This is a genomic window from Nocardia yamanashiensis, assembly GCF_021183565.1.
Lineage (GTDB): Bacteria > Actinomycetota > Actinomycetes > Mycobacteriales > Mycobacteriaceae > Nocardia > Nocardia yamanashiensis.
On record NZ_CP089226.1, the window covers coordinates 2,304,558 to 2,331,190 of the forward strand.

Below are 26,633 nucleotides of genomic sequence, written 5' to 3' on the forward strand. Positions count from 1 at the left end.
GAGGGATGACACAACTCCGCCGCGGGCAATCGTCGGCGACGGGAGCAGCACGACGCGAGATGCGGTGAGCGCCGCGCTCGCGTGGACGGCCCGAGGAGGACCCCCGTGACAATCGATATCAGCAGCCGCGCCATGGTCAGCGATCTGACTCCCGAATTCGCTTTCCGCGCACACGGTTTCACCGAAGAGGTGTGGCGGCTGAGCTGGCTGCCCGAGCACCGGCTGACCTGGGAGCAGGCGTGGGCGGGGATGGAGCTCGACGAGATTCTCTCCGACCCGCACATCGTCGACGATCACGGTGCGCATGCCACCGCGGCCGATCGTGCGGCCCGGCTCGGCATCGGGGTGGAGCATGCGGTGCTCGTGCTGGCTCGGCGTATGGCCGAGCGCATGCACCAGGACACCGGAGTCGTGGTTCCGCTCGAGAACGAATTGCCCGGGGCCTCCGGGGGCGGGCGGTCGGCTGCGGCACTGGCGGCGCGATCGCGGCATCCGTGAGCCGGGTCAGCGAGGGAGATCGCCCGGAAAACAAATGCACCCCATGCGGATTCGCACGGGGTGCATCGAGTGGTGGTTCGGGTCAGGCGCGAGTGTGATGCCCCGCTCCGACGGCCTCCGACAGGCTGGAGTAGCCGTGGGCCCGGAGTTTCTCGGCCAGGCCGCGGTGGATGCGGCGGGGCCAGAACGGGCCACCGTAGATGAAGCCGGTATAGCCCTGCAGGAGTGAGGCTCCGGCAAGGATGCGCTCCCACGCCTGGTCGGCGGTTTCGATGCCGCCGACGGAGATCAGGACCAGTTTGTCGCCGACGCGGGCGTAGAGACGGCGCAGGACCTCGAGCGAGCGGTCCGCGACCGGGGCGCCGGAAAGGCCGCCGGCGCCGAGGGATTCGACCTCGGCGGCAGGAGTGGCCAGGCCATCGCGGCGGATGGTGGTGTTGGTGGCCACGATGCCTGCCAGGCCCAGCTCGACGGCCAGGTCGGCGACGGCGTCGATGTCCTCGTCCGACAGGTCGGGGGCGATCTTGACCAGAACGGGGATGGTCACCGAATCCAGCACGGCCTGCAGGATCGGGCGCAGCGACTCCACCGCTTGCAGGTCACGCAGACCCGGCGTGTTGGGGGAGGACACGTTGACGACCATGAAATCGGCCAGCGGGCCGAGCAGTTCGGCGCTGATGGCGTAATCGGCGGCCGCGTCCTCGGGTTCGGTGACCTTGGTCTTGCCGATATTGGCGCCCAGCGGAACCCCGCCGGGCAGCCGGCGCGCCAGATGCTCGGCCGCGGCGGCCGCACCGAAGTTGTTGAACCCCATGCGGTTGATCAGCGCGCGATCGGCGGGCAGGCGGAACAGGCGCGGGGCCGGATTGCCCGGTTGCGCCTGCGCCGTCACGGTGCCAATCTCGGCGTAGCCGAAACCGAGGGGGCCCCAGGCGTCTGCGCCTTCGGCGTTCTTGTCGAAGCCGGCGGCCAGGCCCAAGGGCGCGGGGAAGTCCACGCCGAACAGGCGGGTGCGCAGTATGGGGTCGTCGGCGACGAGAAGTCTCGCGGTCACCGCGCGGCCCGGGGCGAACCGGGTGGCGAGTTTCATGGCCGCGAAAGCCAGATGGTGGATGCGTTCCGGCGGGAACAGGAACATCACCTTCAGCAACAGGGCGTACAGACGCTCGGACATGCGGGTTACATCACCGCCTCAGGGGTCGGGGCTAGCAGGGAGCTTTTTCGTCGGCGTAGGAGTACCCGCCGGCTGCCGTCGGTATAGGCGCGGACCCGCGACAGTTCCCAGCCGCCGTATTCGGCCTGGATGGCCAGGCGCATGGCGGTCGTCACGCGGTTGACTTCCGGGGGTAGTCGCAGGGGGACGTATTCCCATTCGTCGCTGGATTCCTCCCAGCCCGCCGGTAAGGTGCGCGAGTGTCGCGCAGAATGTGAGGCCCGAGCCATCACTGCCCTCTCTTCCGCTGGTCCGCGCCGATCCGTTGCAGACCGTCACCGGTCGCGGATCCCACGAACAGGTCGCCGGTGGCGTTGTCGATGGTCACGGTGTCGGGTTGGCGCACTGTCGGGAAACGCCCTACCTCTACCGGTATACCCGTCGACAGGTCGTAGCCGACGACTTCGTTGGTGCCTGTCAGCGTCACCCACACGGTCTCGGAGCGATCGTCGTAGGCGAGTGCGTAGGGCGAAGAGCCTACCGGGAAACGCTGGTGCAGGACCAAGGGATCGGCGGTGTAGACCAGCAGTTCGCCGCCCGCGGTGTCGATGACGATGCGCCGGCCGTAGTGATCGCCGATCATGTTGGTGGCGCCTTCGCCGGCGCGCAGGGTCAGCCCGAGCCGGTTGTCGGACAGGTTCAGCGCGGTGACGGTGGTCTGGCGGCGATCGAGGACCACGATGGCGTCCTCGCGCGCGTCGATCACGTCGGCGGAGACCAGTCCCGAAATGGTGTGGCGCACAGTGCCGTCCGCGTCCAGCAGCACCACCTTGCCGGTGCCGAGCCCGACCGCGAGGCTGCCGTCGGAGCGCAGCGCGACCGAGCGCACGTCCCCGTCCACGGCGATCTCACCGATGGCGGCGGTGTCGGCGTTCACGCGCAGCACCTTGCCGGGCACGGCGACCAGCACCTCGTGCGATGCCCCGGCGGCGAGCTCGTTGGCGGGTCCGGGCAGCGCGAGCGTGCGTACCGACCCGTCGGCCGCCCGCAGCCGCAGCTGGGTCCGATCCCCGCCGACCAGGGCCAGGGTCCCGCTGCCGGGCACGGCGAGCAGTTCGGTGATGGCGGAATCGGCGCTCACGGTCCCGGCGGGCGCGGCGGCCGCGGGCGCACTGGCCGGGGTCGCGGGATCGCGCTGCGCCTTGTCCTCGACGCCGTCGCCGGAGGAGCAGCCGGCCAGCAGGGCTACTGCCGCCGCGCCCGCGAGGGCAGAGGTCATCCAGCCGCGACGGCGCATGCAGCGAGCTCCTTACCTAACCGACTTACCTACCGACGTAATCATGCGTGCTCTCTAATCTGAACATGATCCCTGACCCGGCCCGGTCGGCGGGGGTATGCGCGGCGGCGCGCCGCGACCGGGATTCGCGCACTCGATGCCGTATTGCATGACGTGACATGGGGTTTCGGGCCGGTGTCGGTGACAGCGGTTACGGTGGAAGGCAACAGCGGGCTGGGACAGGGAGTTTGTGTTGGTAGGCGACCACACTTCGGGCTTCATCGTCGAAGACGTGACCGTGGGTCGTTGGGCGCACGGGTTCGGCGCGGTGGGGGACGGACGGTCCTTCGCGTTCCGGACGGTGCGCGCGACCTTGACGCTGGAGATCTACCGGGAGGATCTGGAGACCGCGGTACCCGCCGCCGAGGATGTGGTCGCGGTCGCGACCGCCCAGGTCACCGATGTCGATCTGGACGACGAACGGTCGGTGGTGGCGCTGGTGCGCGACCTGGTGCCGCTGGCGGTACCGGTGCCGGCGGCCCAGCCGCGCGAGGCCACCACGGTGCGCGCGCTATTGGGTCGTCTGGGCGCGGTCATCGACGGCATGTGACACGAAGATCACATCTCTTCGCTCGCATGACAAACTAACGGCACACAACCGCAGTTCGAGCATCCGAGGAAGTTGATGGCATTCCGACGACCGGCCGCCGCCGCATCGATGATCGCCGTGCTGGTCGCGGCCGTGACCGCCTGCGGCGGCTCCTCCGACGAGGAATCGGTCGCCGCCGCGCGCTCCTCGGCGTACGCGGCGCTGAGTTCGTCCTCGGCCGCGGCCGCCGTCTCCTCGGCCCAGCGTCCGCCGCTGCCCACCGCCGCGGAATTGGACGCGCAGATCAAGGCGGCGTTGAATCCGGCGCTGCCCGACAGCGACCGGACCGCGCTGATCGAGGACGGGGAGGCGTTCAAGGACGCCATCCCGGACATGTACAAAGCGCTGCAGGACAATCCGAAGGCCGTGTACGGGGTGCGTGATCCGGTGTTCGACAATCACGACGGCACCCTGACCGCGACGCTGAGCCTGGACAAGGACGGCACCGGCAGCAATGTGCGCACCACGGTGGTGCATTTCGTGAACAAGGACGGGCGCTGGAAGATCTCGCGCACCGACCTGTGCGGGATCCTGCGCTCGGCGGACTACACCACGGCGGCCTGCGGGTAATGCTCGAGGCCGGATCCCTGCGGTGGGGGCGCCTGATCCACCGCAACCGGTACCTGGTGTTCGGATTGTTCGCTCTGGTGGTGCTGGCCTCCGGGTTCCACGGCCGGGATCTGGGCGATCATCTGACCCAGGAGGGCTGGTTCGACGAATCCAGTGAATCGGTGGCGGCCTCGAAGCTGGCCGATGCGACGTTCGGGCGCGATACCGACAGCGATCTGATCGTGCTCTACACCGCGCCGGCGGGGCGGACCGTGGACAGCCCCGAGGTGCGTGCGGCGGTGACCGCCGATCTCGAGCGGCTGCGCACGACCGAATCGGCCCGCATCTTGAAGATCGACTCGTATTTCGACGGCCCGATGATGGGCCAGTTCGCCGACGCCGACCGCACCCACGCCTTCGCCAGTATCGGCTTGCGCGGCGACGGCGGCACCGACACCGTCGAGAACTATATGGCGATCAAGAACCAATTCGGTTCCGGCGCAGCAGGTTCCGGGCCGGGTGGGACGACGGTGCAGCTGGCGGGTATGCAGCCGGTGGTGGAGGGCATCAATACCGGGATGCAGCGCGATATCGAGCGCGCGGAGCTGATCGCGCTGCCGATCGTGGCGATCCTGCTGTATTTCGTGTTCGGCGGCGTGGTGGGGGCGCTGCTGCCGGTGCTGATCGGCGGCATGACGATTCTGGGCACCCAGGGCATCATGCGGATGCTGACCGATCACATTCAGGTCAATGTGTTCGCTTCGGCGGTGGTCACTTTGGTGAGTTTGGGGCTGGCCATCGACTACGGGCTGTTCGCGGTGACCCGGTTCCGGGAGGAGCTGGCGGCCGGGCGCAGCGTGGAGGAGGCGACCGCGCGCACGGTGGCGACGGCGGGGCGCACGGTGCTGTTCTCGGCGGCGATCATCGCGGTGTCGCTGGGGGCGTTGTTCATCTACCCGAACGGGGTGCTGCGGTCGGTGCCGCTGGGCGGGATCTCCTCGGTGCTGCTGGCGGCGGTGCTGTCGGTGACGGCATTGCCGGCGGTGCTGAGCATCGTGGGGCGGCGCATCGATCTGTGGGGCTGGCATCGGCTGGCCTCGATCCGCACCGCCGAGCAGATCGACAACGGATTCTTCTCGCGGCTGGCGTTGTTCGCCATGCGCAAACCGGTGCTGGTGATCGTGCCGATCGTGCTGGGGCTGCTGGTGCTGATCATCCCGTTCCGCAATATCGAGTTCGGCGGGCTCAGCGAACGCTATCTGGCCTCGGGCAATTCGGCGCGCGTAGCGCAGCAGGACTTCGACCGGCTGTTCCCCTCCTTCCGCACCGAACCGCTGAAACTGGTTGTGGTGGACGCGAATCCGCAGCAGCTGTCCGATATCCGCTACGAGGCCAACCAGGTCACCAAGCAGTACATGACCGGGCCGTTCGATCCCGCGGCGCCGACCAAGGACGGGGTGACGGTGCTGGCCAGCGGGCTGGGCGACAAACGTGACGCCGACACGGTGATGGCGGCCCTGCGCGCCATTCCCGAACCGGGCGGTGTGCAGGTGATGGTCGCCGGTGTGCCCGCGCTCGAACGTGACAGCATCCTGGGCCTGATCAAGGGCCTGCCGCTGCTGGCGGTCATTCTCGTCGCCGCCGCGCTGGCGCTGATGTACGCGGCCTTCCGCTCGCTCGTGCTGGCGGTCAAAGCCGTGGTCATGAGCGCGCTCAGCCTCGGCGCCACGCTGGGCATCCTGACCTGGATCTTCGTCGAAGGCCACGGCGCGTCCCTGTTCGATTTCACCCCCGGTCCGCTGATGTTCGCGGTCCTGGTGCTGATCGTGACCGTGCTGTTCGGCCTGTCCACCGACTACGAGGTGTTCCTGCAATCGCGGATGGCCGAGGCCCGCGCCGACGGCGCCGCACCCGCGGAGGCCATCCGCTACGGCATCGCCCACACCGGCGGCGTCATCACCTCCGCCGCGGCCATCCTCATCGTCGTCACCGGCGCTTTCGGATTCTCGGACCTGGTGTTGATGAAGTACATCGCCTACGGCATGATCGCGGCATTGTTGTTGGACGCCACGGTGATTCGCATGCTCCTCACCCCGGCGGTACTGAAACTGGTGTGGCGATGACCGTACTCAAGGGCGCGAACCTGCTCCTGATGTTCTTGCTGGAACTCGCCGTCCTGGCCGCCGCCGCCTGGTGGGGCGCCACCCTCGACGCCCCACTCGCCCTCCGCATCCTCGCCGCCCTGGCCGCCCCGGCCCTGTTCATCACGATCTGGGCCCTCTTCGGCGCCGCCAAGGACGCCCGCTACCCGCAAACCGGCTGGCGCCGCGCCCTTCTGGAGCTCGCCTGGTTCGGCGGCGCCGCGCTCCTGCTCGCCTTCGCCTGGACACCGCTCGCCGGCGCACTGTTCGTCGCGATCTGGATCGTGAACGGACTCTTGCGCATCTACTGGAGGCACGAGCACCCGATAGCGGACGCATGAGGTCGAGGCCGACCGCTGCGATCCACCGGTTTCGGATCCGCCGAACACGGCTGCCGGATGCCGGTACCATTCCTGGTATGAAAGCGAATACGTCGATCACCATGGATGAGCAGATCCTCGACAAGGTTCGCGCCGTATCCAAGGCGAGCGGTGAAGGAATCAGCGCGTTCATGGAGCGGGCTGCCCGCCGCGAACTCATGTATCTGGCGGGACAGGCTGTCACCGACTGGCAGCGTAAACGCGGCATCGACGTCGAAGACCGGGCGCTAGCCGAGCTGGCACTGGACGAGGCCGCCGTGGCGGCCGTCAGGGGCGGCGAGGCCGGCTAGTGGCCGTGCTGCGTGGGGAGATCCGTTCGTATCTGCCCGGTGTGAGCGGCCGGGACAAACCCAGCGCCCTGTCCGGTGAGCGGGTGCTCGTCATCTCCAATGATGGCGCGAATCGAGCGATGCAAACGGCTGTCGTGCTACCGGTTCAAGACCGCATCGATCCCGATCTGGCGCCTTCTGCGCTGAGTCTGGTGATCCCCCTGGGTGACCTGGACCCGATGGCTGGCGGCGCGGTCCTCGCCTACTGGCCGAAGACGATTCCGATCGCCTGGTTCACCGACCCCATCGGCATGGTCAGTAAATCCACGATGCGACAGGTGTTCGCGGCGCTGGTGGATTACGTCGGGGAATGACACGGCGCGCAGATAAGCCGGGCCGGACGGAGATACGCTGCGGCATTCTCCGTCCGGCTGCCGATCAGATGCCGAATGGTGGTGCGTAGCGGACGGTTCCGGTGGGCAGGGGTGCGCCGGTGAGGGACAGGGCCATGAGGGCGTCGGCGGGGATGTCGATGCTCAGGCGGATGCCGTGGGCGAGGGCGTTCCGGAAACCGAAGCGTGGGTAGTAGTGCGGGTGGCCGAGCACCACCACGAACTGTTCTCCTTGTTCGGCGGCGGCGTGTAGCAAGGCGGTGGTTACCGCGTGGCCGGCGCCGGTGCTCTGGTGCTGCGGGAGGACGGCGACGGGGGCCAGGCACAGGGCCGGGGTGTCGCCGATGTGGCAGCGGGTGAGCAGGGCGTGGGCGACGGGGGTGTCGCTCGGGTCGGTGGCGACCATGGAAAGGCCGGGGAGCCAGGCGGAGTCGGCGCGGAGGGCATCGACCAGGTCGGCTTCTTCGGGGGTGTCGAAGGCGGCGAGGACGATCTGGCGGACGGCGGGGATGTCGGTGGGGGTTTCGGTGCGCGTGGACCAGTGACGTGTCGTCATGGGGTGGGTGCTTTCGTGTTCGGGGAATCGGCCGCCGCGCGAAGAGGTTTCGCGGGGGCCGGTGGGCAGGACCGTCAGGCCGTCGCCGGGGAGGCCGGGGAGTTCCGGTGTGCGGCAACGGCAGTGCGCGCGGTCATCAACCCCACCTCCATTCCTCGATCGGTACGAACACGAACGCCATCGAGCCTAACGCAACAGTTGGGCAATCGCCCAGCAATTGTGGTCGGTGCCGCACCTACCCTGCGTGCGCCATCGGATGCCGCAGATCCCGGCTCCCGTGGCTGCGGTGGGAGCCGTGTCCGCCGGTTCCGACCTCGGTCCCCGCGGCGCGCACGAACCGGATGTCAGCCACGGACCGGAAGGACCAGCTGCGCCCCGGTTTCCGGGTGGTCGAACACGTCGACCGGGTGGCGATAGACGCGGGTGAGCAAGGCAGTTGTGAGGACCTCGCGGGGTGGGCCGTCGGCGACGATGCGACCGGAGTCCAGGACGGCGACGCGGTCGGCGTAGGCGGCGGCGACGCCGAGGTCGTGGACGACGACTACGACGGCGGCGCCGGCGGTGGCGCGGTCGCGGGCGAGTTGCAGGATTTGTTCCTGGTGGCCGAGGTCGAGGGCGGCGGTGGGTTCGTCGAGCAGGATGGTGGGGGCGTCCTGGGCCAGGACGCGGGCCAGGGCGACGCGGGCGCGTTCACCGCCGGACAGGGCCGGGAAGGGGCGGGCGGCAAGGTGTTCGACGTCGGTGGCGGCCATGGCGGCGGCGATGGCTTGCTCGTCGTCGGCTTGGCGGGCGGTGCGAGCCCAGGGGGCGCGGCCCATGGTGATGATCTCGCGGGCGGTGAACGGGAAACCGACGGTGTGGGATTGGGGCAGCACGGCGCGGCGGCGGGCCATGTCCAGGTGCGACCAGTGCGCCAGCGACTGCCCGTCGAGTTCGACGGTGCCTCCGGTGAGGTCGAGTTCGCCCGCCAAAGCGGCCAGCAGCGTGGACTTTCCGGCCCCGTTGGGTCCGACCAGGGCCACGATCTCCCCGGCGGCGACCGCGAAGTCGACGCCGTCGAGGACTTTGCGGCCGGTGCCGCGTTCGGCGCTGACCCCGCGTGCCCGCAGGGTGACCGATCCCGGGGCGGGTCGTTCGGGCAGCGCCTGCGCACGCGCGAAAACCGTTCCGAGGCTGCGTTTCACACTGCTCATGCCCAGCCTCCGGAACGGGCGCGGGTGCGGCGCAGCAGCCAGAAGAAGAAGGGTGCGCCGACCAGCGAGGTGATCATGCCCAGGGGCAGGTCGGCGTTGTGGACCAGGGAGCGGGCGCCGATGTCGGCGGCGACCAGGACCAGGGCGCCGATCAGGGCCGAGAGCGGGATGAGGACGCGGTGGGCGGGGCCGACGAGCATGCGCACCAGGTGCGGGACGATGAGCCCGACGAACAGGATGATGCCGGTGAAGGCGACGCCGGCGGTGGCCAGGATCGCGACCACGACGATGACGTTGCGGCGCAGGCGTTCCACGTCGACGCCGAGGTGGCGGGCGGCCGATTCGCCGAGGGCCAGCAGGTCCAGTTTGGCGGCCATGGCCAGGGCGGCGAGCACGCCGAGCAGGGTCAACGGTGCGACGACCGCGACCGATTGCCAGGTGGCGCCGTTGAGGCTGCCCATCTGCCAGAACACCAGCTGATCGCGCGCGGCGGGCGAGGCGCTGAAGAGCAGGAACGAAATGAGCCCGCCGGCAAAGGCATTGACGGCGACACCGGTCAGCACCAGCGTCACCACTTCGGTGCGGCCGTTCGATCGCGACAGCAGATACACCAGCACCGTGGTGCCGAGCCCGGCGACGAACGCACCGGCGGCCACCGACCAGGCGGCCGCGAACGCGCCGCCGACCACGATGACGGTGCCCGCGCCGACCGCCGCACCCGCCGACACACCGATAACACCGGGTTCGGCAAGAGGATTGGCGAACACGCCCTGCAACAATGCACCCGCTGTAGCGAGCGCGGCACCGACCAGCACGGCCAGCACGACCCGCGGGAATCGCACTTCCCACAAGGTCACATACCCGGCCGGATGCGCGGGCATCGGTCCCCAGTCCAGGCCTATCCGGTGAAATACGCTGCCCGCCACCTCGGCCGCGCTGGTCGGCACCTGCCCGATGGTCGCGGAGATCAACGCCAGCACCACCAGCCCGGCCAGCGCCGCCGCGAAAATCACTGCGACCCGCGACCACCGGCGCTCCCGCCGCGGCCCCGGCATCGCACCGGCCTGCGCCGCATGCGGTTCGGTCGCCGCGACAGCGCCGGGTGAGATGGCATCTGATTCGCCTGCGGCCGTATCGGAGTGACGCGCCGACTTCGGCCGGGCGGATTCATCCGCGGCGGTATCCGCGCTACCGGATGCGGCGGTGGGTTCGGGTCGGTCGGTGGTGCGCGGGGCGGGGTCGCTCATGCGTTGGTCTGGCCGTAGACGGCCTTGACGAGTGCGGCGACGACGCGGCCGGTGTTGGGGCCGAAGGACAGCAGGACCGTGTCGGCCATGTCGATGACGCGGTGATCGCGTCCGGCGGGGGTCTGGGCGATGCCGGGGATCTTGGCGAGCCCGTCGACGCCGCCGACCGAGGCGAGGCCGTCGGTCATGGTGAGGATGATGTCGGGGGCGGCGGCGATCATGGCTTCGGAGGTGATGGGCACGAATTCCTGTTCGACGCCCGAGGCGGTGGCCGCGTCGATGCCGCCGATGGCCGCGATGAGCGAATCCGAGCCGGAGCCGGGACCGAACATCATGGTGATGGCGGAGCTGCGCAGGTACAGGAACGCGATCTTGGGTTTCGAATCCTGCTGGGGCACCGAGGCGGTCGCGGCTTTGATCTCGTCGCTGGTGCGCTGCGCCAGTTTGGTCCCGGCCTCACGCACACCGAGCGCGGCGGCGACCGCTTCGATCTGCGGCACGACCCCGTCGATGGTGCGCTTGGAATCGAAGTAGACGACCGTGATGCCCAGTGCCTTGAGCTGGTCCCGCAGTGCCGGGGTGACGGCGGTGGTGTCGGTGAGGAACACCGTGGGCCGCAGTGCCGCAACGGCTTCCACGCTCAGCGTCCCCGACCCGCTGGAGACGGTGGGCAGTTTCTCCACGGCCGGGAACGCGGCGGAGTTGGAGCGCCCCACCAGTTTCGAGCCCAGCCCGAGCGCGACCACGGTCTGCGCGAGCGTGCCGTAGCGGTCGGCGGCGATGATGCGGCTGGTGTCGGTGACCGTCACCTCGCTGCCGTCGAACGATGTCACCGTCGCCGGCAGCACCGCCGCCGGTTCGGGCCCGATGGCCACCGGATCGAGGCCCCCGACGGTCGCGGTCACCGGCCCGTGCTGCCCGCTGCCACCGCTGCCGGAGGTGCACGCCACGCTGCCCGCGACGAGACCGGCACCGAGCAGTGCGATCACGACATTGCGCAGCAGGCTGGAGTGGGCTTTCACACGACACCTCATGCAGGCAAGGCTAGCCTGGCCGTTTCCGGACGTGCACGCGCGTCTCCCCGGTCGGTGAGGTCCCGGGCCGTCATTCGGTGCGCGCGCTCACATCGCCGAGGGCGGCGGCGATGGCGCGCGGCAGCTCGAGGGTTTCGGCATTGAGCACCCCGGTGAGCTGCCCGATATCGCGGGCCCCGACCAGCAGGCTGGCGATGCCGGGCTGATCGCGCACCCACGCCATGGCCACGGCCAGCGGTGAGGTGCCCAGCCCGTCGGCGGCGGTGACGACCGCATCGACCACCCGCACCGCGCGATCGTCGAGCCCGGCGGTGATCTCGGCGGCGGTGGCTTCGTCGGCGCCACGCGAATCGGCGGGCACCCCGTCGCGGTATTTGCCGGTGAGGATGCCCCCGAACAGTGGCGCGGTGGCGATCACGCCGATGCCGTGATGCTGTGCGGCGGGCACGAATTCGTGTTCGGGTCCGCGCGCCAGCAGCGAGTACGGGGTGTATCCGGCGGTGACCGGGGCGGCCGCGGCGAGGGTGGCCAGCTGCCAGCCGTCGTATCCGCTGGCGCCCGCGTAGCGCACCCGCCCGGTGCGGACCGCGTATTCGAGGGTGCCGGCGATCTCTTCCAGGGGCGTGTGCGGATCCCACGCGGCCACGTTCCACAGATCCAGGTGATCGGTGCCGAGTGTTCTGAGGCTGTTGTCGAGCTGGCGCATCATGGTGCGCCGCGAGGCGTCCACACTCCAGCGCAGCGGGGTGGGCGCGGGCCCGGCGGCCGGATCCGAGCGCAGCGGCACGCGGCCGGAGTGCACGCTCAAAACCAGTTCCTCGCGCCCGATTTCACGCACCAGCGTCCCGAGCATGTGTTGCGCGGCGCCGTCCCCGTAGGCGGGGGAGGTGTCGACGAGGGTGCCGCCGGCTTCGGCGAACGCCTCGAGTTGCGCCGCGGCGTCCTCGGCGTCGGTTTCCCTGCCCCAGGTGTGGGTGGCCAGGCCCAGCCGGGAAACTCGCAGTCCGCTGCGGCCCACCGTCCGCTGTTCCATCACCGCGCTTGCACTTTCGTCACACGCGTCAGCCTAAGCGCACCTGTCACGGTTCCCCGGTTATGACCGTCTTCCGGCATGGGCGGGTTGGAGTGTTCACCCGTTCCGGTGTCGGGGTTCCCCGCCCAGACGGTAGGGTCGCTGCGGTGTTCACGGCGCGCGCGGCCGAAACAGCCGCGGCACACCGCCGTGGGTGGACGAATTGTCCACCGGCAGCCGACGATTGACCGATTCTGGAGGGTTTGTGGGCGAGGCGATGACGTGGGTGCAGGCCCTGACTTTGGGTCTGGTGCAGGGCTTGACGGAGTTTCTGCCGGTTTCCTCGTCGGCGCATATGCGCATCGTGTCGGGCGTGTTCTTCGGTGACGACGCGGGCGCGTCGTTCACCGCGGTCACCCAGCTGGGCACCGAGGCGGCGGTGCTGGTGTATTTCGCCAAGGACATCTGGCGGATTCTGGTGGCCTGGTTCACGACTCTGTACTGGAAGGCGACCAAGCGCGAACCGGTGCCGGTGGCCTGGCAGGACGCGCCGACGGTGGTGCTGCCCGCCTACACCGGCGGCGAACCGCCCCTGGATGTGGACGCCCAGCGCCGCTTGGACTACCGCATCGGCTGGTATGTGATCATCGCCACCATTCCGATCGGTGTGCTGGGGTTCCTGTTCAAAGACCAGATCCGTACCGGCGCAAGGAATCTGTGGCTGATCTCGACCATGCTGATCGTGTTCGCGCTGGTGATCGCGGCCGGTGAGTACTACGGCCGCAAGGAACGCGCGATCGATCAGCTCACCACCCGTGACGGCCTCGGGATGGGTTTCGCGCAATGCCTGGCCCTCATCCCGGGCGTGTCGCGTTCGGGCGCGACGTCGACGGCCGGTCTGTTCCTGGGCCTGACTCGTGAAGCGGCGATGCGGTTCTCGTTCCTGCTGGCCATTCCGGCGGTCGTCGCCTCGGGTTTGTTCTCGCTGCCGGACGCGTTCGAACCGGCCGGTGAGGGCCTCAACGCCTCGGGCGCGCAGATCCTGGTGGCCACCGTCATCTCGTTCGTGGTCGGTTACGCCTCGGTGGCGTGGCTGCTGCGGTTCGTCTCCGATCATTCGCTGAACTGGTTCGTCGGCTACCGCATCATCCTCGGCTTCACGGTGATGGGCTTGCTGGCGACCGGCGTCGTTTCGGCGACCTGACGACTAGGCTGTCACGGTGACGGTGATCCTCTTGCGGCACGGCGTGTCCACGTCCAATACGGCCCACACGCTGGCCGGTCGCAGCGCGGGCGTCGATCTGACCGACCGTGGTCGTGAACAAGCCCAAGCCTTGGTGCAGCGGCTGGGTTCGCTGCCGATCGACCACATCGTGTGCTCGCCGCTGTTGCGCTGTCAGCGAACAGTCGCGCCGCTGGCCGACAAGCTCGGCCTCGAGGCCGAACCCGACGAACGCCTGCTCGAGGTCGATTACGGCGAGTGGACCGGGCGCGCGCTGTCGGAACTGGTGAGCGAACCGCTGTGGAAGATCGTGCAGCGGCAGGCGTCGGCGGCGGTGTTCCCGGGTGGAGAAGGCTTGGCGCAGGTACAGTTTCGCGCCGTGGCAGCCATCCGGGAGCTGGATCGGGTGTTCGCCGAGAAACACGGCGGTGACGTGCTGTGGGTGGCGTGCACCCACGGTGATGTGATCAAGTCGGTGCTGGCCGACGCCTTCGGTATCCACCTCGACGGCTTTCAGCGGATCGTGGTGGAACCGGCGTCGATCAGCGTCGTCCGCTACACCCCGATGGCCCCCTACGTGTGGCGGGTCAACGACACCGGCGGGGACCTGTCCACGCTGGCAGCGATTTCGCCGCGAACCGGTAGCGAATCGCGCTCGGGGCCGGTGCCCGGAGGTGAAACGGGTACCACCGGGAGTACGGATAATGGGGTAGCGGAACGCCCCGATTCATAGTGTGAGTGAGCTGTCAGGAGGTGCAATGGGCCGAGCAATCCATATTTTCCGCACCCCCGATCGTTTCGTCGCCGGCACCGTCGGCGAGCCGGGTGACCGCGCCTTCTACCTGCAAGCCGTGCAGGAACCGCGCGTGGTGAGCGTGCTGCTGGAGAAGCAGCAGGTCAAGGTGCTGGCCGATCGGATGGGGTTGTTGCTGGACGAGGTGGCGCGGCGCTTCGGCACCGAGGTGCCGCCCAAAGCGGCCGAGGTCGCCGACAACGCCCCGCTGGTGACCCCGATCGACGCCGAATTCCGGGTCGGCACCATGGGTTTGGGCTGGGACGCGGACGCGAACGCGGTCGTGGTGGAGTTGCTGGCCTTGACCGAGACCGAGGTCGACGAATCGGTGGTGCTCGATGACACCGAGGAGGGCCCGGACGCGGTGCGGGTGTTCCTGACCCCGATCCAGGCGCGCGAGTTCGCGTTGCGTTCCACGCGGGTGATCGCGGCCGGGCGGCCGCCGTGCCCGTTGTGCGGGGAACCGCTCTCGGCGCAGGGGCACATGTGTGTGCGCACCAACGGTTACAAGCGCGGCGACATCTTCGGCGCCACCGGCATCGAGGACTGAGTGATGAGCAGCGACCCGCTACGCACCGGCGAGCTGACGGTGATCGGGCAGGTCACCACGGCCTCGAATGTGACGCTGGTGTGCGATGTCGCCGGCAGCGAGCTGCGGGCGGTGTACAAGCCGGTGCGCGGGGAGCGGCCGCTGTGGGATTTCCCGGACGGCACCCTGGCCGGGCGGGAGGTGGCCTCGTATCTGGTGTCGGATGCGCTGGGCTGGGGCGTGATTCCCGAAACCGTGCTGCGCGAGGGCCCGCTGGGTCCGGGCATGGTGCAGCGGTGGATCGATATCGAAGAGGATCCGGCGGTGCCGGATCTGGTGGATCTGTGCCCGGCCGGTGAGATCCCCGACGGGTATCGGGAAGTGTTGCGGGCGTTGGATCCGGCGGGACATCCGGTGTCGCTGGTGCACGCCGATGATCCCCGGCTGCTGCGCATGGCGGTGCTGGATGTGCTGATCAACAATGCCGACCGCAAGGGCGGGCACGCGCTGCTGGGCGCGGACGGCGGCGTGTACGGGGTCGATCACGGGATCTGCCTGAACGCCGAACCGAAACTGCGGACGGTGTTGTGGGGCTGGGCCGGTGCACCGGTGCCGCCCGAATTGCTCACCGACATCACGGTTTTGGTGAAGGCGCTGCCCGGGGAGCTGGGCGGTCGCCTGGGTGAGCACATCACCGACGCCGAGATCGAGGCCCTGGAGGCGCGCGGGCGGGCGTTGCTGGATGATCCGGTGATGCCGTTGCCGGGGTCACAGCGGCCGATTCCCTGGCCCGCGTTCTGACCCTCTGCCGCGGGGCAATCGGGTGGTTATCGCTGTGAGCGAACAGTCCGAAAACGTTGCCAGCATCATGATTTCAACCATTGACGGTATTCGTCGTTTCACTAAAGTGCAGGTCGAACCCGCCACTGCGCGGTGGTGCCCGATTCGTCTGGCTGGGGGCGGGCGGGGTGCGGCGCGCCTGCGGGGTTAACCTCGATCCATGCAGTCCTGGTCCGATACCGCTGTCCCGACCGTCCCCGGATCCGGACCAGCGTTGCGTCTGTTCGACACCGCCGACAAGCAGGTGCGTCCGGTCACTCCCGGCGCGACCGCCACCATGTACGTGTGCGGCATCACCCCCTACGACGCCACCCATCTCGGGCACGCCGCCACCTATCTGACCTTCGATCTGGTCAACCGGATCTGGCGCGATGCCGGGCACGAGGTGCATTACGTGCAGAACACCACCGATGTCGACGATCCGCTGTTCGAGCGCGCCCAGCGCGACGGTATCGACTGGCGGGAGCTGGGCACGCGCGAGATCAACCTGTTCCGTGAGGACATGAGCGAACTGCGGGTGATCCCGCCGCGCGACTACATCGGGGCCATCGAATCGGTGCAGGAAGTCGTCGAACTGGTCGACAAGCTGCTGGCTTCGGGTGCGGCGTACGTGGTCGAGGACGCGCAGTTCCCCGATATCTACTTCCGCCACGATGCCACCGAGCAGTTCGGGTACGAGTCCGGATACGACCGGGCCACCATGGAGGTGCTGTTCGCCGAACGCGGCGGCGATCCGGACCGGCCGGGCAAGCGGGATCCGATCGATGCGCTGCTGTGGCGGGCCGAGCGCCCGGGTGAGCCGTCGTGGCCGGCGCCGTTCGGTGCGGGCCGTCCCGGCTGGCATATCGAGTGTGCCGCGATCGCGCTCAACCGCGTCGGCACCGAATTCGATGTGCAGGGCGGCGGCAGCGACCTGATCTACCCGCATCACGAATACTCCGCCGCGCACGCCGAAGCCTTGGTCAAGGGCCGCCGGTTCGCCCGCCATTACGTGCACGCCGGCCTGATCGGCCTCGACGGCGAGAAGATGTCCAAATCGCGAGGCAATCTGGTGTTCGTGTCCAAGCTGCGCCGCGCCGGCACCGACCCGGCCGCCATCCGCCTGGGCCTGTTCGCCGGGCATTACCGCACCGACCGCGAATGGTCCGATGCGGTACTCGCCGAAGCTCTTTCGCGCCTGGACCGCTGGCGCTCCGCGGCCGCCCTGGCCTCGGGCCCGGCCGCCGGGGACACGATCGCCCGCCTGCGTCAGCATCTGGCCGATGATCTCGACACTCCGAAAGCCCTTGCCGCCGTTGACGCCTGGGCGCAGCAGGCGCTGAACTACGGTGGCCCGGATGCCGAGGCGCCGGGGCTGGTCCGCGACGCGGTCGACGCGCTGCTGGGCATCCGCCTCTGATCGACGACCCTCGAACTCCCTGCTGGGCCCCGGATCCGTCCGGGGCCCAGCGCTTTCGTACGGGCCGTCCGCGTCGGTCCGTTCTGCGGAGTGGTTGACGCGGGGACGGGGCGGCCGTTGAGTCGACGGGGGCTGGCGTGCGTGCAGGCGCAGCGGATTTCGTTGTTTCCGGGTGTGGGCGTTGCAGGCGCACGGAGACGAGGCCCTCGCGGCCGATGACGCGGAGGGGGTGCGCGGTTGAAAGACGGAGTTGGCGGCGACGTTGAGGGTGGGGCGTGTGATCCGACTGAGAACTGCCGAGCTCGATCATCGCCTCACCGGTCAGCACGGCCCGTATGTGGCCTCGGATACCACCTGCGTCACGTCTGTTCGACCCTCGGTATCGCCGCCCGCGTGGAGCTGGCTCGCGCTGTCGCCGCCGATGCGGCACCGTCGGCCACCGCCGATCGGGTGGATTGATAGCTGTAAGCGATTGTTACGCGGCCGAATTCATCGATCCGACCGGCTGGTGGCCGCGTTACGGTGAGGCTCTGACCCTCGACGAGGAGGTAGACGGTGGACGCGGTGCCGGGATTCGAGCGATTGCGTGCGGTGTTCGAGCAGGGGCGTGCGGTGCGCAAACAGGTGCGGGCGGGCGGGCAACTGCTGGGGGCGATGCGGCGTGATCCGCGCATCGTGCGGGACGTGGTGGCCGGATTGACCGGCCGCGCACCCGAACCGGCACCCACGGCATCGGCGAGCGCGGCGGGCGGAGCCGGCGGGGCCGGCGGGGCTGGCGGGGCCGCCGAGGCGCATGTGCCGCCCGCCGGACTCGCCGACTACACGCGCGCCGCGCACGCCCACCAGGACCTGGACACGGCCGCGGATCTGGTGACCGCGTATCTGACGGGCTTGGACCGGATCCCGCAGTGGGTGACCTTCCATGCGGGCTGGCGTGGCGATCCGCCGGGCCACGCGGTCGCGGGCGCGCAGTTCACGCAGGTGGCCAAGTTCATGGGCATCCCCGCCGATATCGCCTGGACCGTCGCCGCGGCGACACCGGCGGGTCTGGAATTGCACGGCACCGGCCCGCAGGGCCTGCGCCTGGGATTGTGGATCACGGTCGCGACCGCGCCCGCCGGTTCGGTCGTGTATCTGGATGCGGGCCTGGCCGGTCCGCCGATCGACGGCCCGCTGGGCGCGACGGTCACCCGCGGCCTGGGTGACGCATTGCGCGAATCCTTGGCCGCGCTGCCCGCCGTGGTCGCGGCCGCGGCACCTGAGCTCACCGGTCCCGTCGTGGCGCGCACGCCGGTGCTGCATCACGCGTCCGGCCGCATGCTGGAACCGAACACCCCGGTCCTGGTGGGCGTCGGGCAGATCGTCAACCGTGTCCCGGACCCGGCCTTCGTGGACCCTTCGGAGCTGGCGGTGCGCGCCCTGCGCCGCGCGGCCCTGGACGCCACGTCCCCCGTCGCCGCCCCCGCAGGTTCCTCGCCCTCGGCTGTCGGCACTATGCCCGGCGATCGTTCTGCCACATCCCGCTCGGCGCGGTCGGACGCAGGGGCGTCCCAGGATCACGCGGCCGCGACCACCGGTCCGGGTGGCGGCGCGCATATCGAATCCGGTTCGCCGGGCACGGATTCCGATGCCCGCCCGGCCGAGACCGGTGTGCTGCCCGAGCCTGCGCGGCGGCTGCTGGCGGGCGCGCAGGCGGTGTTCTCGGTGGCGCCGACGTCGTGGCAGTACCGGGATCTGGGGGCGATCGTCGCGGCCGCGGTGGGTGCCGGTGAGGTGGTGACGGTGCAGTCGAGTCCGTTCGGCGGTGACGGCGGACAGTTGGTGATCAACGAAGCGGCGGCGGCGATCGCGGGCGGGGAGTTCGAGATCGCGCTGGTGACGGACGCCGAAGCGGGGGCCACGCAGGCGGCGGCGCAGCGGGCGGGGATCGAATTGGCGTGGCCGGCACAGGATTCGGCGGTGGCGCCGACACGGACGGTGGGAATCGACAAACCGGCCAACAATGCGGCGGAGACGGCGGCGGGCTTGCTGGCGCCGACGACGATGTACGCGCTGCTCGAGTCGGCGAACCGGCATCGGCTGGGGCGCACGGTGAGTGAGCACGCGGGCGCGGCGGCGCAGTTGTGGGCGCGGTTCTCGGCGGTGGCGGCGGGCAATCGGTTCGCGTGGCAACCGCAGGAGTTGACCGCCGAGCAGATCGCGACGGTGGGTCCGGAGAATCGGATGATCGCGGCCCCGTATCCGAAACTCGAGTGCGCGAACCTGACCGTGGACATGGCGTCGGGGTTGATTCTGTGCAGTGTGGCGGCGGCCGAGGCTGCGGGGATCGCCCAGGACAAGTGGGTGTTCATTCACGCGGGCGCGTCGGGGACCGATGAGTGGTTCGTCAGTGAGCGCACCGAATTGGCGGCCTCCCCGGCGATCGCGGCACTGGGTGCGGCGGTGCTGGGGCATGCGGGGGTGACGATCGAGGAGGTCGCGCATGTGGATCTGTACGCGTGTTTCCCGGTGGCGGTGCAGATCGCGGCGCGGGAGCTGGGATTGGCACCCGAGGATCCCAAGCGGTCGCTGACGGTGACGGGTGGGCTGACCTTCGGGGGCGGGCCGGGCAACAATTACGGCGGGCACGCGGTGGCGAGTCTGGTGGGGCGGTTGCGGGCCGAGCCCGGATCGTTCGGGCTGGCCACTTCGCTGGGCTGGTATCTGACCAAGCATGCGATCGGCGTGTATTCGATGGTGCCGCCGCGCACCGGGTTCGCGCATCTGCGGCCGGTGATCGAGTATCCGCCGGCGCGTCCGGCCCGCACCGGGTATGCGGGTCCGGCGGTGGTGGAGGCGTACACGCTGCCCTATGACCGCGACGGCGTCCCGGAAGCGGTGATCTTGAGTGTGCTGACCCCGCAGGGGGCGCGAGTGCTGGTGCGCGGCACCGATTCCGAGCTCCTCGCGACCGCGACCGATCAGGATCTGCTGGGTTTGCCGGTGACCGTCGACGGGGATCAGGTGACGGTCACCGGGGAGCAGCCGGTGCCGTTGCCCGCGCCGCCGCCGGCTCCGGTGCTGGTGGAGCGCCGTGGCCACGTCATGATCGTCACGATCAATCGGCCGCAGGCCCGCAATGCGGTCGATCTGGCGACCGCGCTGGGTCTCGAGCGCGCCATGGACGCCTTCGACGCCGACCCGGACGCACGGATCGCGATCCTCACCGGTGCGGGCGGATATTTCAGTGCCGGAATGGATCTCAAGGCCGCCGCGCGCGGCGAGGTGCCGGTCACCGAGAAGCGCGGCATCCTCGGCGTCATCTCCGTCCCGCCCCGCAAACCGCTCATCGCCGCGGTGGAGGGTCCGGCGCTGGCCGGTGGCTGTGAGCTGGCGCTGGCGGCGGATCTGATCGTGGCCGCCAGCGATTCGATCTTCGGTATTCCGGAGGTGAAGCGTGGTCTGGTCGCGATCGGCGGCGGGGTGCTGCGATTGTCGCAGCGGCTGCCGCGCGCGGTGGCGATGGAGCTGGCGTTGACCGGTGACCCGATCAGCGCCGAGCGCGCCGCGCGGATCGGGTTGATCAACGAGGTCGCCGCACCCGGTCAGGCCCTGGATGCCGCGTTGGCGCTGGCACAACGGATCGCGGTGAACGCGCCGCTGAGCGTGGATGCCAGCAAGCAGATCATCGAGCAGGCCCCGGACTGGTCGATGAGCGAAGCCTTCGCCCGCCAAGGTCAGGTGGCCGCGGCGGCGGTGTCGTCCGAGGACGCGGGCGAGGGTATGCGCGCCTTCGTCGAGAAGCGGCCGCCGGTGTGGAAGGGCCGGTGAATCCGGTTGCGGCACAGCGTGTCCCACCTGGCGACACCCACTGTTGATGACGGCCGGGGTGAGCACGCATACTCCGGCACACCAGCGATGCCCCTCGGCCGGTGGCGCGCTGACCGATGTGAGGACTGATGAGATGACGGCTGCGAATTCCCAGGCGCGCGTGCGCACCCTGCGACGTGACGGACTGACGCTCTCGGCCCGGCATTTCGGGCCCGCCGAGGCGCCACTGGTGCTGCTGCTGCACGGTTTCCCCGATACCCCGCACAGTTTCGACGCCGTGATCCCGGCGTTGCTCGAGGCCGGATATCAGGTGCTGGCGCCGTGGTTGCGCGGCTACACCCGCGAATCGGCGGATCGGCGTGCCCGCTACGACCTGATGGCGGTCAGCGCCGATATCGCCGCCTGGCATCGCGAGCTGGGGTCCCCGCCCGCGCATCTGGTCGGCCACGATTGGGGTGCGTTCGCGGCCACGATCCTGGCCAAACAGTCCCCGCCGCAGTGGCTTTCCCTGACCCTGCTGGCGATCCCGCCGTTCGGCGACGGCATGCCCGCGGCCGCGGTGCGGTATCTGCCCCGGCAAACCCTGCTCTCCTCCTACATTCCGGTGATGCAGTCGGGTGCGTCCCCACGGCTGCTCACCCGTGATCACGCGGCGTTCGTGCGGGCGTTGTGGCGGCGCTGGTCACCGGGCTGGGCGTTCACCGACGCCGAATTCGCGCCCACCGCCGCGGTGTTCACCGATCCGCTGATGGCGTGGTCGGCGACCCGCTACTACCGTTCCCTGTTCACCGTGCACCGTGCCGCGACCCGCGAATTCCAGCGCCTGCTGGTGGCGCCGTGGCCCGCGCTGCCCACCCTGGCCTTGGCCGGTGCCCGTGACGGCTGCCTGTCGCCGGACCTGCAACGCGTGCTGGCCGAGCGGGCCGGGGCGACCCATGCCTCGATCGCCGGAGCCGGGCATTTCCTGCATGCCGAACGCCCCGGTGAGGTGGCCGCGCATCTGCTGCCCCATCTGCGCGCGGCATCGGTACCGGTCGGCTGAGGGCTGCTTCGGCAGGACGGCCGCCTGTTGATCGTCGCGGCCGCGGCGGTCAATGTCCGCCGTGCCCACCGTTTTCCGTGCCCGCGTGATCGGTCGGCATGGTCATGGGTGTCGCCTGCCGGCCGGGGTCGAGGAGCAGGAATTGGCCCATCATGCCCGCGTCCTCGTGGTGCAGCAGGTGGCAGTGGAACATGTACGGGTAGGTGGGGTCGGCGGGGCCCGGGAAGTGCATGACGAGTTCGTAGGTGCGGCCGGGTTCGGTGTAGACGGTGTCCTTGAACCCGGCCAGTTCCGGTGGCGGCGGGGCGCCGTCGATGGCGCGGATGCGGAAGCGGGTGTCGTGGACGTGGAAGTTGTGCGGCCAGTCCTCGAGATTGCGCACCGCCCACACTTCGGTGGCGCCGGTGGCGATGGTCATGTCGATACGGTTCATGTCCATTTTCAAACCGTTGATCATGAACCATTTCAGGTCGAAGGTGCGGTCGATCGCGGCGGCGGTGAGGGCGGCCGGTGCGGCGGTGAGCGCGGCGGGCAGCGCGGGTGAACTGGGCAACCGGGTGGCCGCGCGCAGGGTGAGCACGTCGAAGGTGTCGTCGAACCCGAACCGTTCGGGCCGGTCGATCCCGGCTCGCATCGTGACCGGGAGTGCGCGCAGCATCACCGATTCGCTCGCGCGCGCCGTGACCACGATCTCGGCGCGCTCGCCGGGACTGAGGGTGATGCGTGGCAGCGCGACCGGTTCGGTCAGCAGTCCGCCGTCGGTCGCGATGAGATCGAATCGCCGGTCGTCGGAGAATCCGAGCTGGAACACCCGGCTCGAGGATCCGTTGAGCAGCCGCAATCGCACCCGTTCGGTCCGCACGTCCAGGTGCGCGCCGCTGATCCCGTTCACCACCGTGGTGGTCCCGAGCAGCCCGAAACTGTTGCCGCGCCGTTCGTCCAGCGTCCCGTCCGCGGTGAGTGTCTTGTCCTGGAGGATGACCGGGATATCGTCCACCCCGTACTCGCGTGGCAGCCCCAAGCCTTCGCTGTCCTGGTCATCGATCAGGAATAGTCCCGAAAGTCCCCGGTACACATGCTTTTCGGTATTGCCGTGCGGATGCGGGTGATACCACAGCGTCGCCGCGGGCTGTTCGATGCGCCAGCTGGGATTCCACTGACCGCCGGGCGCGATCATCTGATGCGGTCCGCCGTCGCAGGAGGCCGGTACATGCATCCCGTGCCAATGCACACTCGTCGCCTCACCGAGAGTGTTGCGCACCGCCACCGCGACGGTTTCCCCGCGCCGCGCCCGCAAGGTCGGCCCCAGCATCGCCCCGTTGTATCCCCAGGTGGGCGTGGACTTTCCGGCCACGATCTCCGAATTGCCCGCCTGCACGGTCAACGCGAACCGCCGCACGCCCGCCGCATCCACGCTCCCGTGCTCCACCGGCGGAATCGGCAACGGCCGGGTGCCCCCGGAACCGTTCGCAACAGTGGATCCTGCACCCCGTGCACATCCGCCGGCAGCGAACGCGACGGGCAGGGCGGTGGCGGCGACGAGCAGTCGTCGTCTCGAGAGCACGAATTCTCCTCGGGTCGGTGATCCCTCCACCCTCGCCGCCCACCCCCACCCCCGGCTCCCTCCGAGAGGCCGCACCCCACCCCGATTTCCGGCCCCCGAGCACCTTGCGCACCCTTGCACCCTCTGCTAAAAGCTCACGTTGCCGCTGGTCGTTGCCGCTGGTCGTTGCCGCTGGTCGTTGCCGCTGGTCGTTGCCGCTGGTCGTTGCCGCTGGTCGTTGCCGCTGGTCGTTGCCGCTGGTCGTTGCTCGCGCGGCGGTGGGTGTACGCGTCGCGGGGTGGTGGTTTGTTGGGTTCTCTAGGGTGGATGGGTGCGCTTTCCCCGTGGTTTCCGTGACGTGTGGCAGGCCGGGCGTGTGCTGCCATTGGTGGTTACTCCGGTGTTGCTGGTGGCGAGCACGTTTCCGGGCGAGTATCGGGTGCCGTTGAGTTATTGGCTGCTGGCGATGTCGTCGGCGGTGGTGTTCGCGGTGGGTGGGCGGTGGCCGTTGCCGGTCTCGCTGGTGTTGTCGGGCCTGGCGGTGCCCTTGTTCTTGATCCCGGCGTGGGGTTTGTCGGGGCTGGTGCCGTTCCTGGGGGCGGTGGCGCTGGTGGAGGTGGTGGTGCGGTGCGGGCGGGGCGCGACAGCACTGGCGGCAGTGTGCTGGACGATTGCGGTTGTGGTGGGCCGGTGGGGTGGGCATTCGCCGTCGTTCGGGTTGGTGAGCGCGGTAGTCGAGGCGGGCACGTTCGTGGCGTTGCCGGTGCTGCTGGGGTTGTATCTGCGGGGACAGCGGGCGTTGACGGCGTCGCTGCGGGCACGCGCGGCCGAGGGTGAGACGCGGGCGCGGGCCGAGGAGCGGATCGCGCTGGCACGGGAGTTGCATGATCTGGTGGCGCATCACATGGCGTCGATCGTGTTGCGGGTGAAGGTGGCCCGGCAGGTGATCGTCTCCGATCCGCCGGTCGCACAGGTGCTCGACGATGTGGCCGAGACGGCGACCGGCGCACTGGCCGATATCCGGCGATTGCTGGCGGCCTTACGGGATCCGGCATTGAGCGAGGTGACTTTGGTGGATGCGGCCGCGGTGCGCGGGGAATTGGCGGCGGCGGTGGAGCGGGTGCGCGCGGCGGGATTCACGGTGGAATCGGACCTGTCCGCGCCGGTCGAGGGACTGGATGCGATCGCGCGGTTGACATTGCTGCGGCTGGCACAGGAGTCGCTGACGAATGTGATGAAGCACGCCGACCGCCGCCGCCCGGTGCGAATCGTCTTGACGCCCAGCGAGTCCGGCATCCGCCTCGAGGTGCGCAGCGGCATTCCCGATCGCGATCTTCCGACAGGCGCCTCACCACCGATATCGGGCCGCGCCGGACAGCCACCGCTCGGGCACGGCATGGTCGGGATGCGCGAGCGCGCCGAACTCGCCTGCGGCACCTTGACCGTCGGCGCGGTCGGCCACGAATGGCAGGTCCTGGCCGAATTGCCCACCGCTGCTCCAGCATCGGCACCCGGTGACGTCACTGCCGCAGTCGGTCCCGCCGCGGGTTCGAAGTCCACAACCACGGTCGATTCCGCTACTGATTCATTTGCGGGTTCACAGGCCGCGTCCACGGTCGATCCCATTGCCGGTTCGCATGCAGCGTTCACGGCCACTACCGCTGTCGATTCCGCCGCGAGTTCGGATGCGGGTTGGCCGCTTTCTTCCGGCGGTGCGCCGACGTCCCCGGCGGGTGGTGCGCGATGACGCGGATTCTGCTGGTGGATGATCAGCGGCTGGTGCGGGCGGGTTTGCGGATGCTGGTGGAGGCGGCGCCGGATCTCGAGGTGGCGGGTGAGGCGGCCGATGGGGTGGCGGCGGTGCGGGCGGCGGCGGAGTTGCGTCCGGATCTGGTGTTGATGGATTTGCGGATGCCGGGTTTGGACGGGGTGGCGGCGACGCGGCAGATCGTGGCGGCGCGTCCGGAGTCGAAGGTGCTGGTGCTGACCACGTTCGACGATGACGAGCATTTGTTTCCGGCGTTGGCGGCGGGTGCGGCGGGGTATTTGGTCAAGGACACCGAGCCGGCGGATCTGCTGGCCGCGATCCGGCGGGTGCGCGACGGTGAGTTGTTGTTCTCACCGTCGCTGCTGCGGCGTCTGGTGGATCGCGCGGTGGCCGCACCGGCGCATCAGCGGGCGCCCGCGGCCGAGTTGACCCCGCGCGAACGTGATGTATTGCTGCTGGTGGGTGCGGGTTTCGGCAATCAGGAGATCGCCGACCGCCTGCATCTGGGCGTGACTACGGTCAAGAAACATATCGCGCAGTTGATGGACAAGACCGGCTGCGACAATCGCGTCCGCTTGGCCGTCTACGCTGTCGACCACCTGCGCTGACCCGGCACGAGTATCGGCGAAACTGCGTGCGGTAGGCCGGGTTTGGTTCAGGGCAGGCCGAGGGCGGTGACCGCGGGCGCGAACATGACGTTCTTGATGGCGGTGATGGTGCCCGGATCCTTGACTCCCAGCGGCGCGACGAGCGCGACCGCGGTATCGGTGAGCTCCTCGAGCGGCCCGATGGCGTCGACGATGTCGTAGGCGAGCGCGTCGAGTCCGCCGAAGCGCCGTCCGGTGGTCATCGACGCCACCGCCGCCTTGGGCGCGAGTTTGGCTTGGATGAGCGCGGCCATGCCGGCGGTGAACGGAATCCGGATGTCGGCTTCGGGGAAGCAGAAGAATCCGCGGTCTTCGCGCATGACCCGGAAGTCGTGCGCGATGGCCAGCATGGCGCCCGCCCCGAACGCGTGTCCCGGCAGCGCGGCCACGGTCGGTGCGGGGAAGGTGAGCAGGCGCGCGAACAGCGCGTGTACCTGCGCCACATACCATTCGGCGCGGTCGCCGTGGGCCGAGAGCCAGTCCAGGTCCAGGCCGTTGGAGTAGAACTTGCCGCTGCCGGTGGTGATCAGGGCGTGTGCGCCGTCGGCGAGCACGCTGTCGAGGTGCGTGTTGACTGCGGTGAGGAAGTCGGGCGAGAAACGGTTCTCGTCGTCGCCGAGGTCGAGGATGGCGATCTTGTCGCGGTAGCTCAGGGTGACGGTCATCGGAATTTCCTTCGGTGTTCGAGTGC

26 protein-coding genes are annotated in these 26,633 nt (G+C 69.4%); 16 read left to right on the forward strand and 10 right to left on the reverse strand.

The window, feature by feature from the left end; all coding sequences use genetic code 11:
• Positions 1 to 105 precede the first annotated feature (105 nt).
• Positions 106 to 498, forward strand: a complete 393-nt coding sequence (locus LTV02_RS11205; protein ID WP_233039932.1) for a hypothetical protein — start codon at positions 106 to 108, stop codon at positions 496 to 498.
• 82 nt (positions 499 to 580) lie between these two features.
• Here the strand turns inward: LTV02_RS11205 and LTV02_RS11210 are convergent, their stop codons facing one another.
• From LTV02_RS11210 to LTV02_RS11220, 3 genes are read right to left on the reverse strand one after another with little or no spacing between them, the layout of a single operon-like run.
• Complete coding sequence (locus tag LTV02_RS11210; RefSeq protein WP_233041548.1) at positions 581 to 1,660, reverse strand: quinone-dependent dihydroorotate dehydrogenase; 1,080 nt, start codon at positions 1,658 to 1,660, stop codon at positions 581 to 583.
• A 17-nt stretch (positions 1,661 to 1,677) separates the two neighbouring features.
• Complete coding sequence (locus LTV02_RS11215; RefSeq protein ID WP_067709072.1) at positions 1,678 to 1,941, reverse strand: DUF5703 family protein; 264 nt, start codon at positions 1,939 to 1,941, stop codon at positions 1,678 to 1,680.
• The gene (locus tag LTV02_RS11220) at positions 1,941 to 2,948 is read right to left on the reverse strand and encodes a YncE family protein (protein ID WP_233039933.1); all 1,008 of its coding nucleotides are present in this window, start codon (positions 2,946 to 2,948) and stop codon (positions 1,941 to 1,943) included. The genes LTV02_RS11215 and LTV02_RS11220 overlap by 1 nt, the downstream gene beginning before the upstream one ends.
• Positions 2,949 to 3,219: 271 nt before the next feature.
• Between LTV02_RS11220 and LTV02_RS11225 the strand changes: the two genes are divergently transcribed.
• The 6 genes from LTV02_RS11225 (at position 3,220) to LTV02_RS11250 (ending at position 7,289) form a co-directional block, all read left to right on the forward strand.
• Positions 3,220 to 3,537 carry a hypothetical protein gene (locus LTV02_RS11225; protein ID WP_233039934.1) on the forward strand — a complete coding sequence of 106 codons (318 nt, stop codon included), beginning with the start codon at positions 3,220 to 3,222 and terminating at the stop codon, positions 3,535 to 3,537.
• A 75-nt stretch (positions 3,538 to 3,612) separates the two neighbouring features.
• Complete coding sequence (locus LTV02_RS11230; protein ID WP_067709076.1) at positions 3,613 to 4,146, forward strand: hypothetical protein; 534 nt, start codon at positions 3,613 to 3,615, stop codon at positions 4,144 to 4,146.
• On the forward strand, positions 4,146 to 6,248 hold the full coding sequence (locus LTV02_RS11235; protein ID WP_233039935.1) for an MMPL family transporter: 2,103 nt from the start codon (positions 4,146 to 4,148) through the stop codon (positions 6,246 to 6,248). The genes LTV02_RS11230 and LTV02_RS11235 overlap by 1 nt, the downstream gene beginning before the upstream one ends.
• Positions 6,245 to 6,607 (forward strand): DUF2568 domain-containing protein, encoded by a 363-nt coding sequence (locus tag LTV02_RS11240; RefSeq protein ID WP_233039936.1) that lies wholly within the window; start codon positions 6,245 to 6,247, stop codon positions 6,605 to 6,607. The genes LTV02_RS11235 and LTV02_RS11240 overlap by 4 nt, the downstream gene beginning before the upstream one ends.
• Positions 6,608 to 6,684: 77 nt before the next feature.
• The gene (locus LTV02_RS11245) at positions 6,685 to 6,936 is read left to right on the forward strand and encodes a ribbon-helix-helix protein, CopG family (RefSeq protein ID WP_233039937.1); all 252 of its coding nucleotides are present in this window, start codon (positions 6,685 to 6,687) and stop codon (positions 6,934 to 6,936) included.
• Entirely contained in the window at positions 6,936 to 7,289 is a 354-nt protein-coding gene (locus tag LTV02_RS11250) for a type II toxin-antitoxin system PemK/MazF family toxin (protein WP_233039938.1), read from the forward strand. Before LTV02_RS11245 ends, LTV02_RS11250 begins: the two co-directional genes overlap by 1 nt.
• 64 nt (positions 7,290 to 7,353) lie before the next feature.
• Here the strand turns inward: LTV02_RS11250 and LTV02_RS11255 are convergent, their stop codons facing one another.
• The 5 genes from LTV02_RS11255 to LTV02_RS11275 all read right to left on the reverse strand — a co-directional run bounded on the left by LTV02_RS11255 (position 7,354) and on the right by LTV02_RS11275 (position 12,370).
• Entirely contained in the window at positions 7,354 to 7,863 is a 510-nt protein-coding gene (locus LTV02_RS11255) for a GNAT family N-acetyltransferase (protein ID WP_233039939.1), read from the reverse strand.
• Between the two features lie 344 nt (positions 7,864 to 8,207).
• Positions 8,208 to 9,056: a heme ABC transporter ATP-binding protein gene (locus LTV02_RS11260; protein ID WP_233039940.1), complete on the reverse strand. Its 849-nt coding sequence runs from the start codon at positions 9,054 to 9,056 to the stop codon at positions 8,208 to 8,210.
• Entirely contained in the window at positions 9,053 to 10,111 is a 1,059-nt protein-coding gene (locus tag LTV02_RS11265; RefSeq protein WP_233041549.1) for a FecCD family ABC transporter permease, read from the reverse strand. Before LTV02_RS11265 ends, LTV02_RS11260 begins: the two co-directional genes overlap by 4 nt.
• 188 nt (positions 10,112 to 10,299) lie before the next feature.
• Positions 10,300 to 11,337 carry a heme/hemin ABC transporter substrate-binding protein gene (locus tag LTV02_RS11270; protein ID WP_233039941.1) on the reverse strand — a complete coding sequence of 346 codons (1,038 nt, stop codon included), beginning with the start codon at positions 11,335 to 11,337 and terminating at the stop codon, positions 10,300 to 10,302.
• A gap of 70 nt (positions 11,338 to 11,407) precedes the next feature.
• Positions 11,408 to 12,370, reverse strand: coding sequence for an aldo/keto reductase (locus LTV02_RS11275; protein ID WP_067709087.1), 963 nt, complete (start codon positions 12,368 to 12,370; stop codon positions 11,408 to 11,410).
• A 244-nt stretch (positions 12,371 to 12,614) separates the two neighbouring features.
• Between LTV02_RS11275 and LTV02_RS11280 the strand changes: the two genes are divergently transcribed.
• From LTV02_RS11280 to LTV02_RS11310, 7 genes are all read left to right on the forward strand, one after another.
• Complete coding sequence (locus LTV02_RS11280) at positions 12,615 to 13,553, forward strand: undecaprenyl-diphosphate phosphatase (protein ID WP_233039942.1); 939 nt, start codon at positions 12,615 to 12,617, stop codon at positions 13,551 to 13,553.
• A gap of 16 nt (positions 13,554 to 13,569) precedes the next feature.
• A complete protein-coding gene (locus LTV02_RS11285; protein ID WP_233039943.1) occupies positions 13,570 to 14,304 on the forward strand; it encodes a histidine phosphatase family protein in 735 nt (244 codons plus the stop codon).
• A gap of 25 nt (positions 14,305 to 14,329) precedes the next feature.
• Entirely contained in the window at positions 14,330 to 14,914 is a 585-nt protein-coding gene (locus LTV02_RS11290) for a DUF3090 domain-containing protein (protein ID WP_067709093.1), read from the forward strand.
• Between the two features lie 3 nt (positions 14,915 to 14,917).
• Positions 14,918 to 15,694 (forward strand): SCO1664 family protein, encoded by a 777-nt coding sequence (locus tag LTV02_RS11295; RefSeq protein WP_233039944.1) that lies wholly within the window; start codon positions 14,918 to 14,920, stop codon positions 15,692 to 15,694.
• Positions 15,695 to 15,893: 199 nt separating this feature from the next.
• Positions 15,894 to 17,132, forward strand: coding sequence for a cysteine--1-D-myo-inosityl 2-amino-2-deoxy-alpha-D-glucopyranoside ligase (gene mshC / locus LTV02_RS11300; protein ID WP_233039945.1), 1,239 nt, complete (start codon positions 15,894 to 15,896; stop codon positions 17,130 to 17,132).
• A 555-nt stretch (positions 17,133 to 17,687) separates the two neighbouring features.
• Entirely contained in the window at positions 17,688 to 20,942 is a 3,255-nt protein-coding gene (locus LTV02_RS11305) for a crotonase/enoyl-CoA hydratase family protein (RefSeq protein WP_233039946.1), read from the forward strand.
• A 133-nt stretch (positions 20,943 to 21,075) separates the two neighbouring features.
• Entirely contained in the window at positions 21,076 to 21,984 is a 909-nt protein-coding gene (locus LTV02_RS11310) for an alpha/beta fold hydrolase (protein WP_233039947.1), read from the forward strand.
• 49 nt (positions 21,985 to 22,033) lie between these two features.
• On the opposite strand, the gene LTV02_RS11315 is transcribed toward LTV02_RS11310, so the two are convergent.
• Entirely contained in the window at positions 22,034 to 23,548 is a 1,515-nt protein-coding gene (locus LTV02_RS11315) for a multicopper oxidase family protein (RefSeq protein WP_233039948.1), read from the reverse strand.
• A 310-nt stretch (positions 23,549 to 23,858) separates the two neighbouring features.
• Here LTV02_RS11315 and LTV02_RS11320 point away from each other — a divergent pair, with 310 nt between their 5' ends.
• Together LTV02_RS11320 and LTV02_RS11325 are read left to right on the forward strand one after the other, a co-directional pair.
• Positions 23,859 to 25,274 carry a sensor histidine kinase gene (locus tag LTV02_RS11320; protein ID WP_233039949.1) on the forward strand — a complete coding sequence of 472 codons (1,416 nt, stop codon included), beginning with the start codon at positions 23,859 to 23,861 and terminating at the stop codon, positions 25,272 to 25,274.
• Entirely contained in the window at positions 25,271 to 25,903 is a 633-nt protein-coding gene (locus LTV02_RS11325; RefSeq protein WP_233039950.1) for a response regulator, read from the forward strand. Before LTV02_RS11320 ends, LTV02_RS11325 begins: the two co-directional genes overlap by 4 nt.
• 47 nt (positions 25,904 to 25,950) lie before the next feature.
• Here LTV02_RS11325 and LTV02_RS11330 read toward each other — a convergent pair whose 3' ends face one another.
• Positions 25,951 to 26,607 (reverse strand): enoyl-CoA hydratase-related protein, encoded by a 657-nt coding sequence (locus tag LTV02_RS11330; protein WP_233039951.1) that lies wholly within the window; start codon positions 26,605 to 26,607, stop codon positions 25,951 to 25,953.
• Between the last annotated feature and the right edge of the window lie 26 nt (positions 26,608 to 26,633).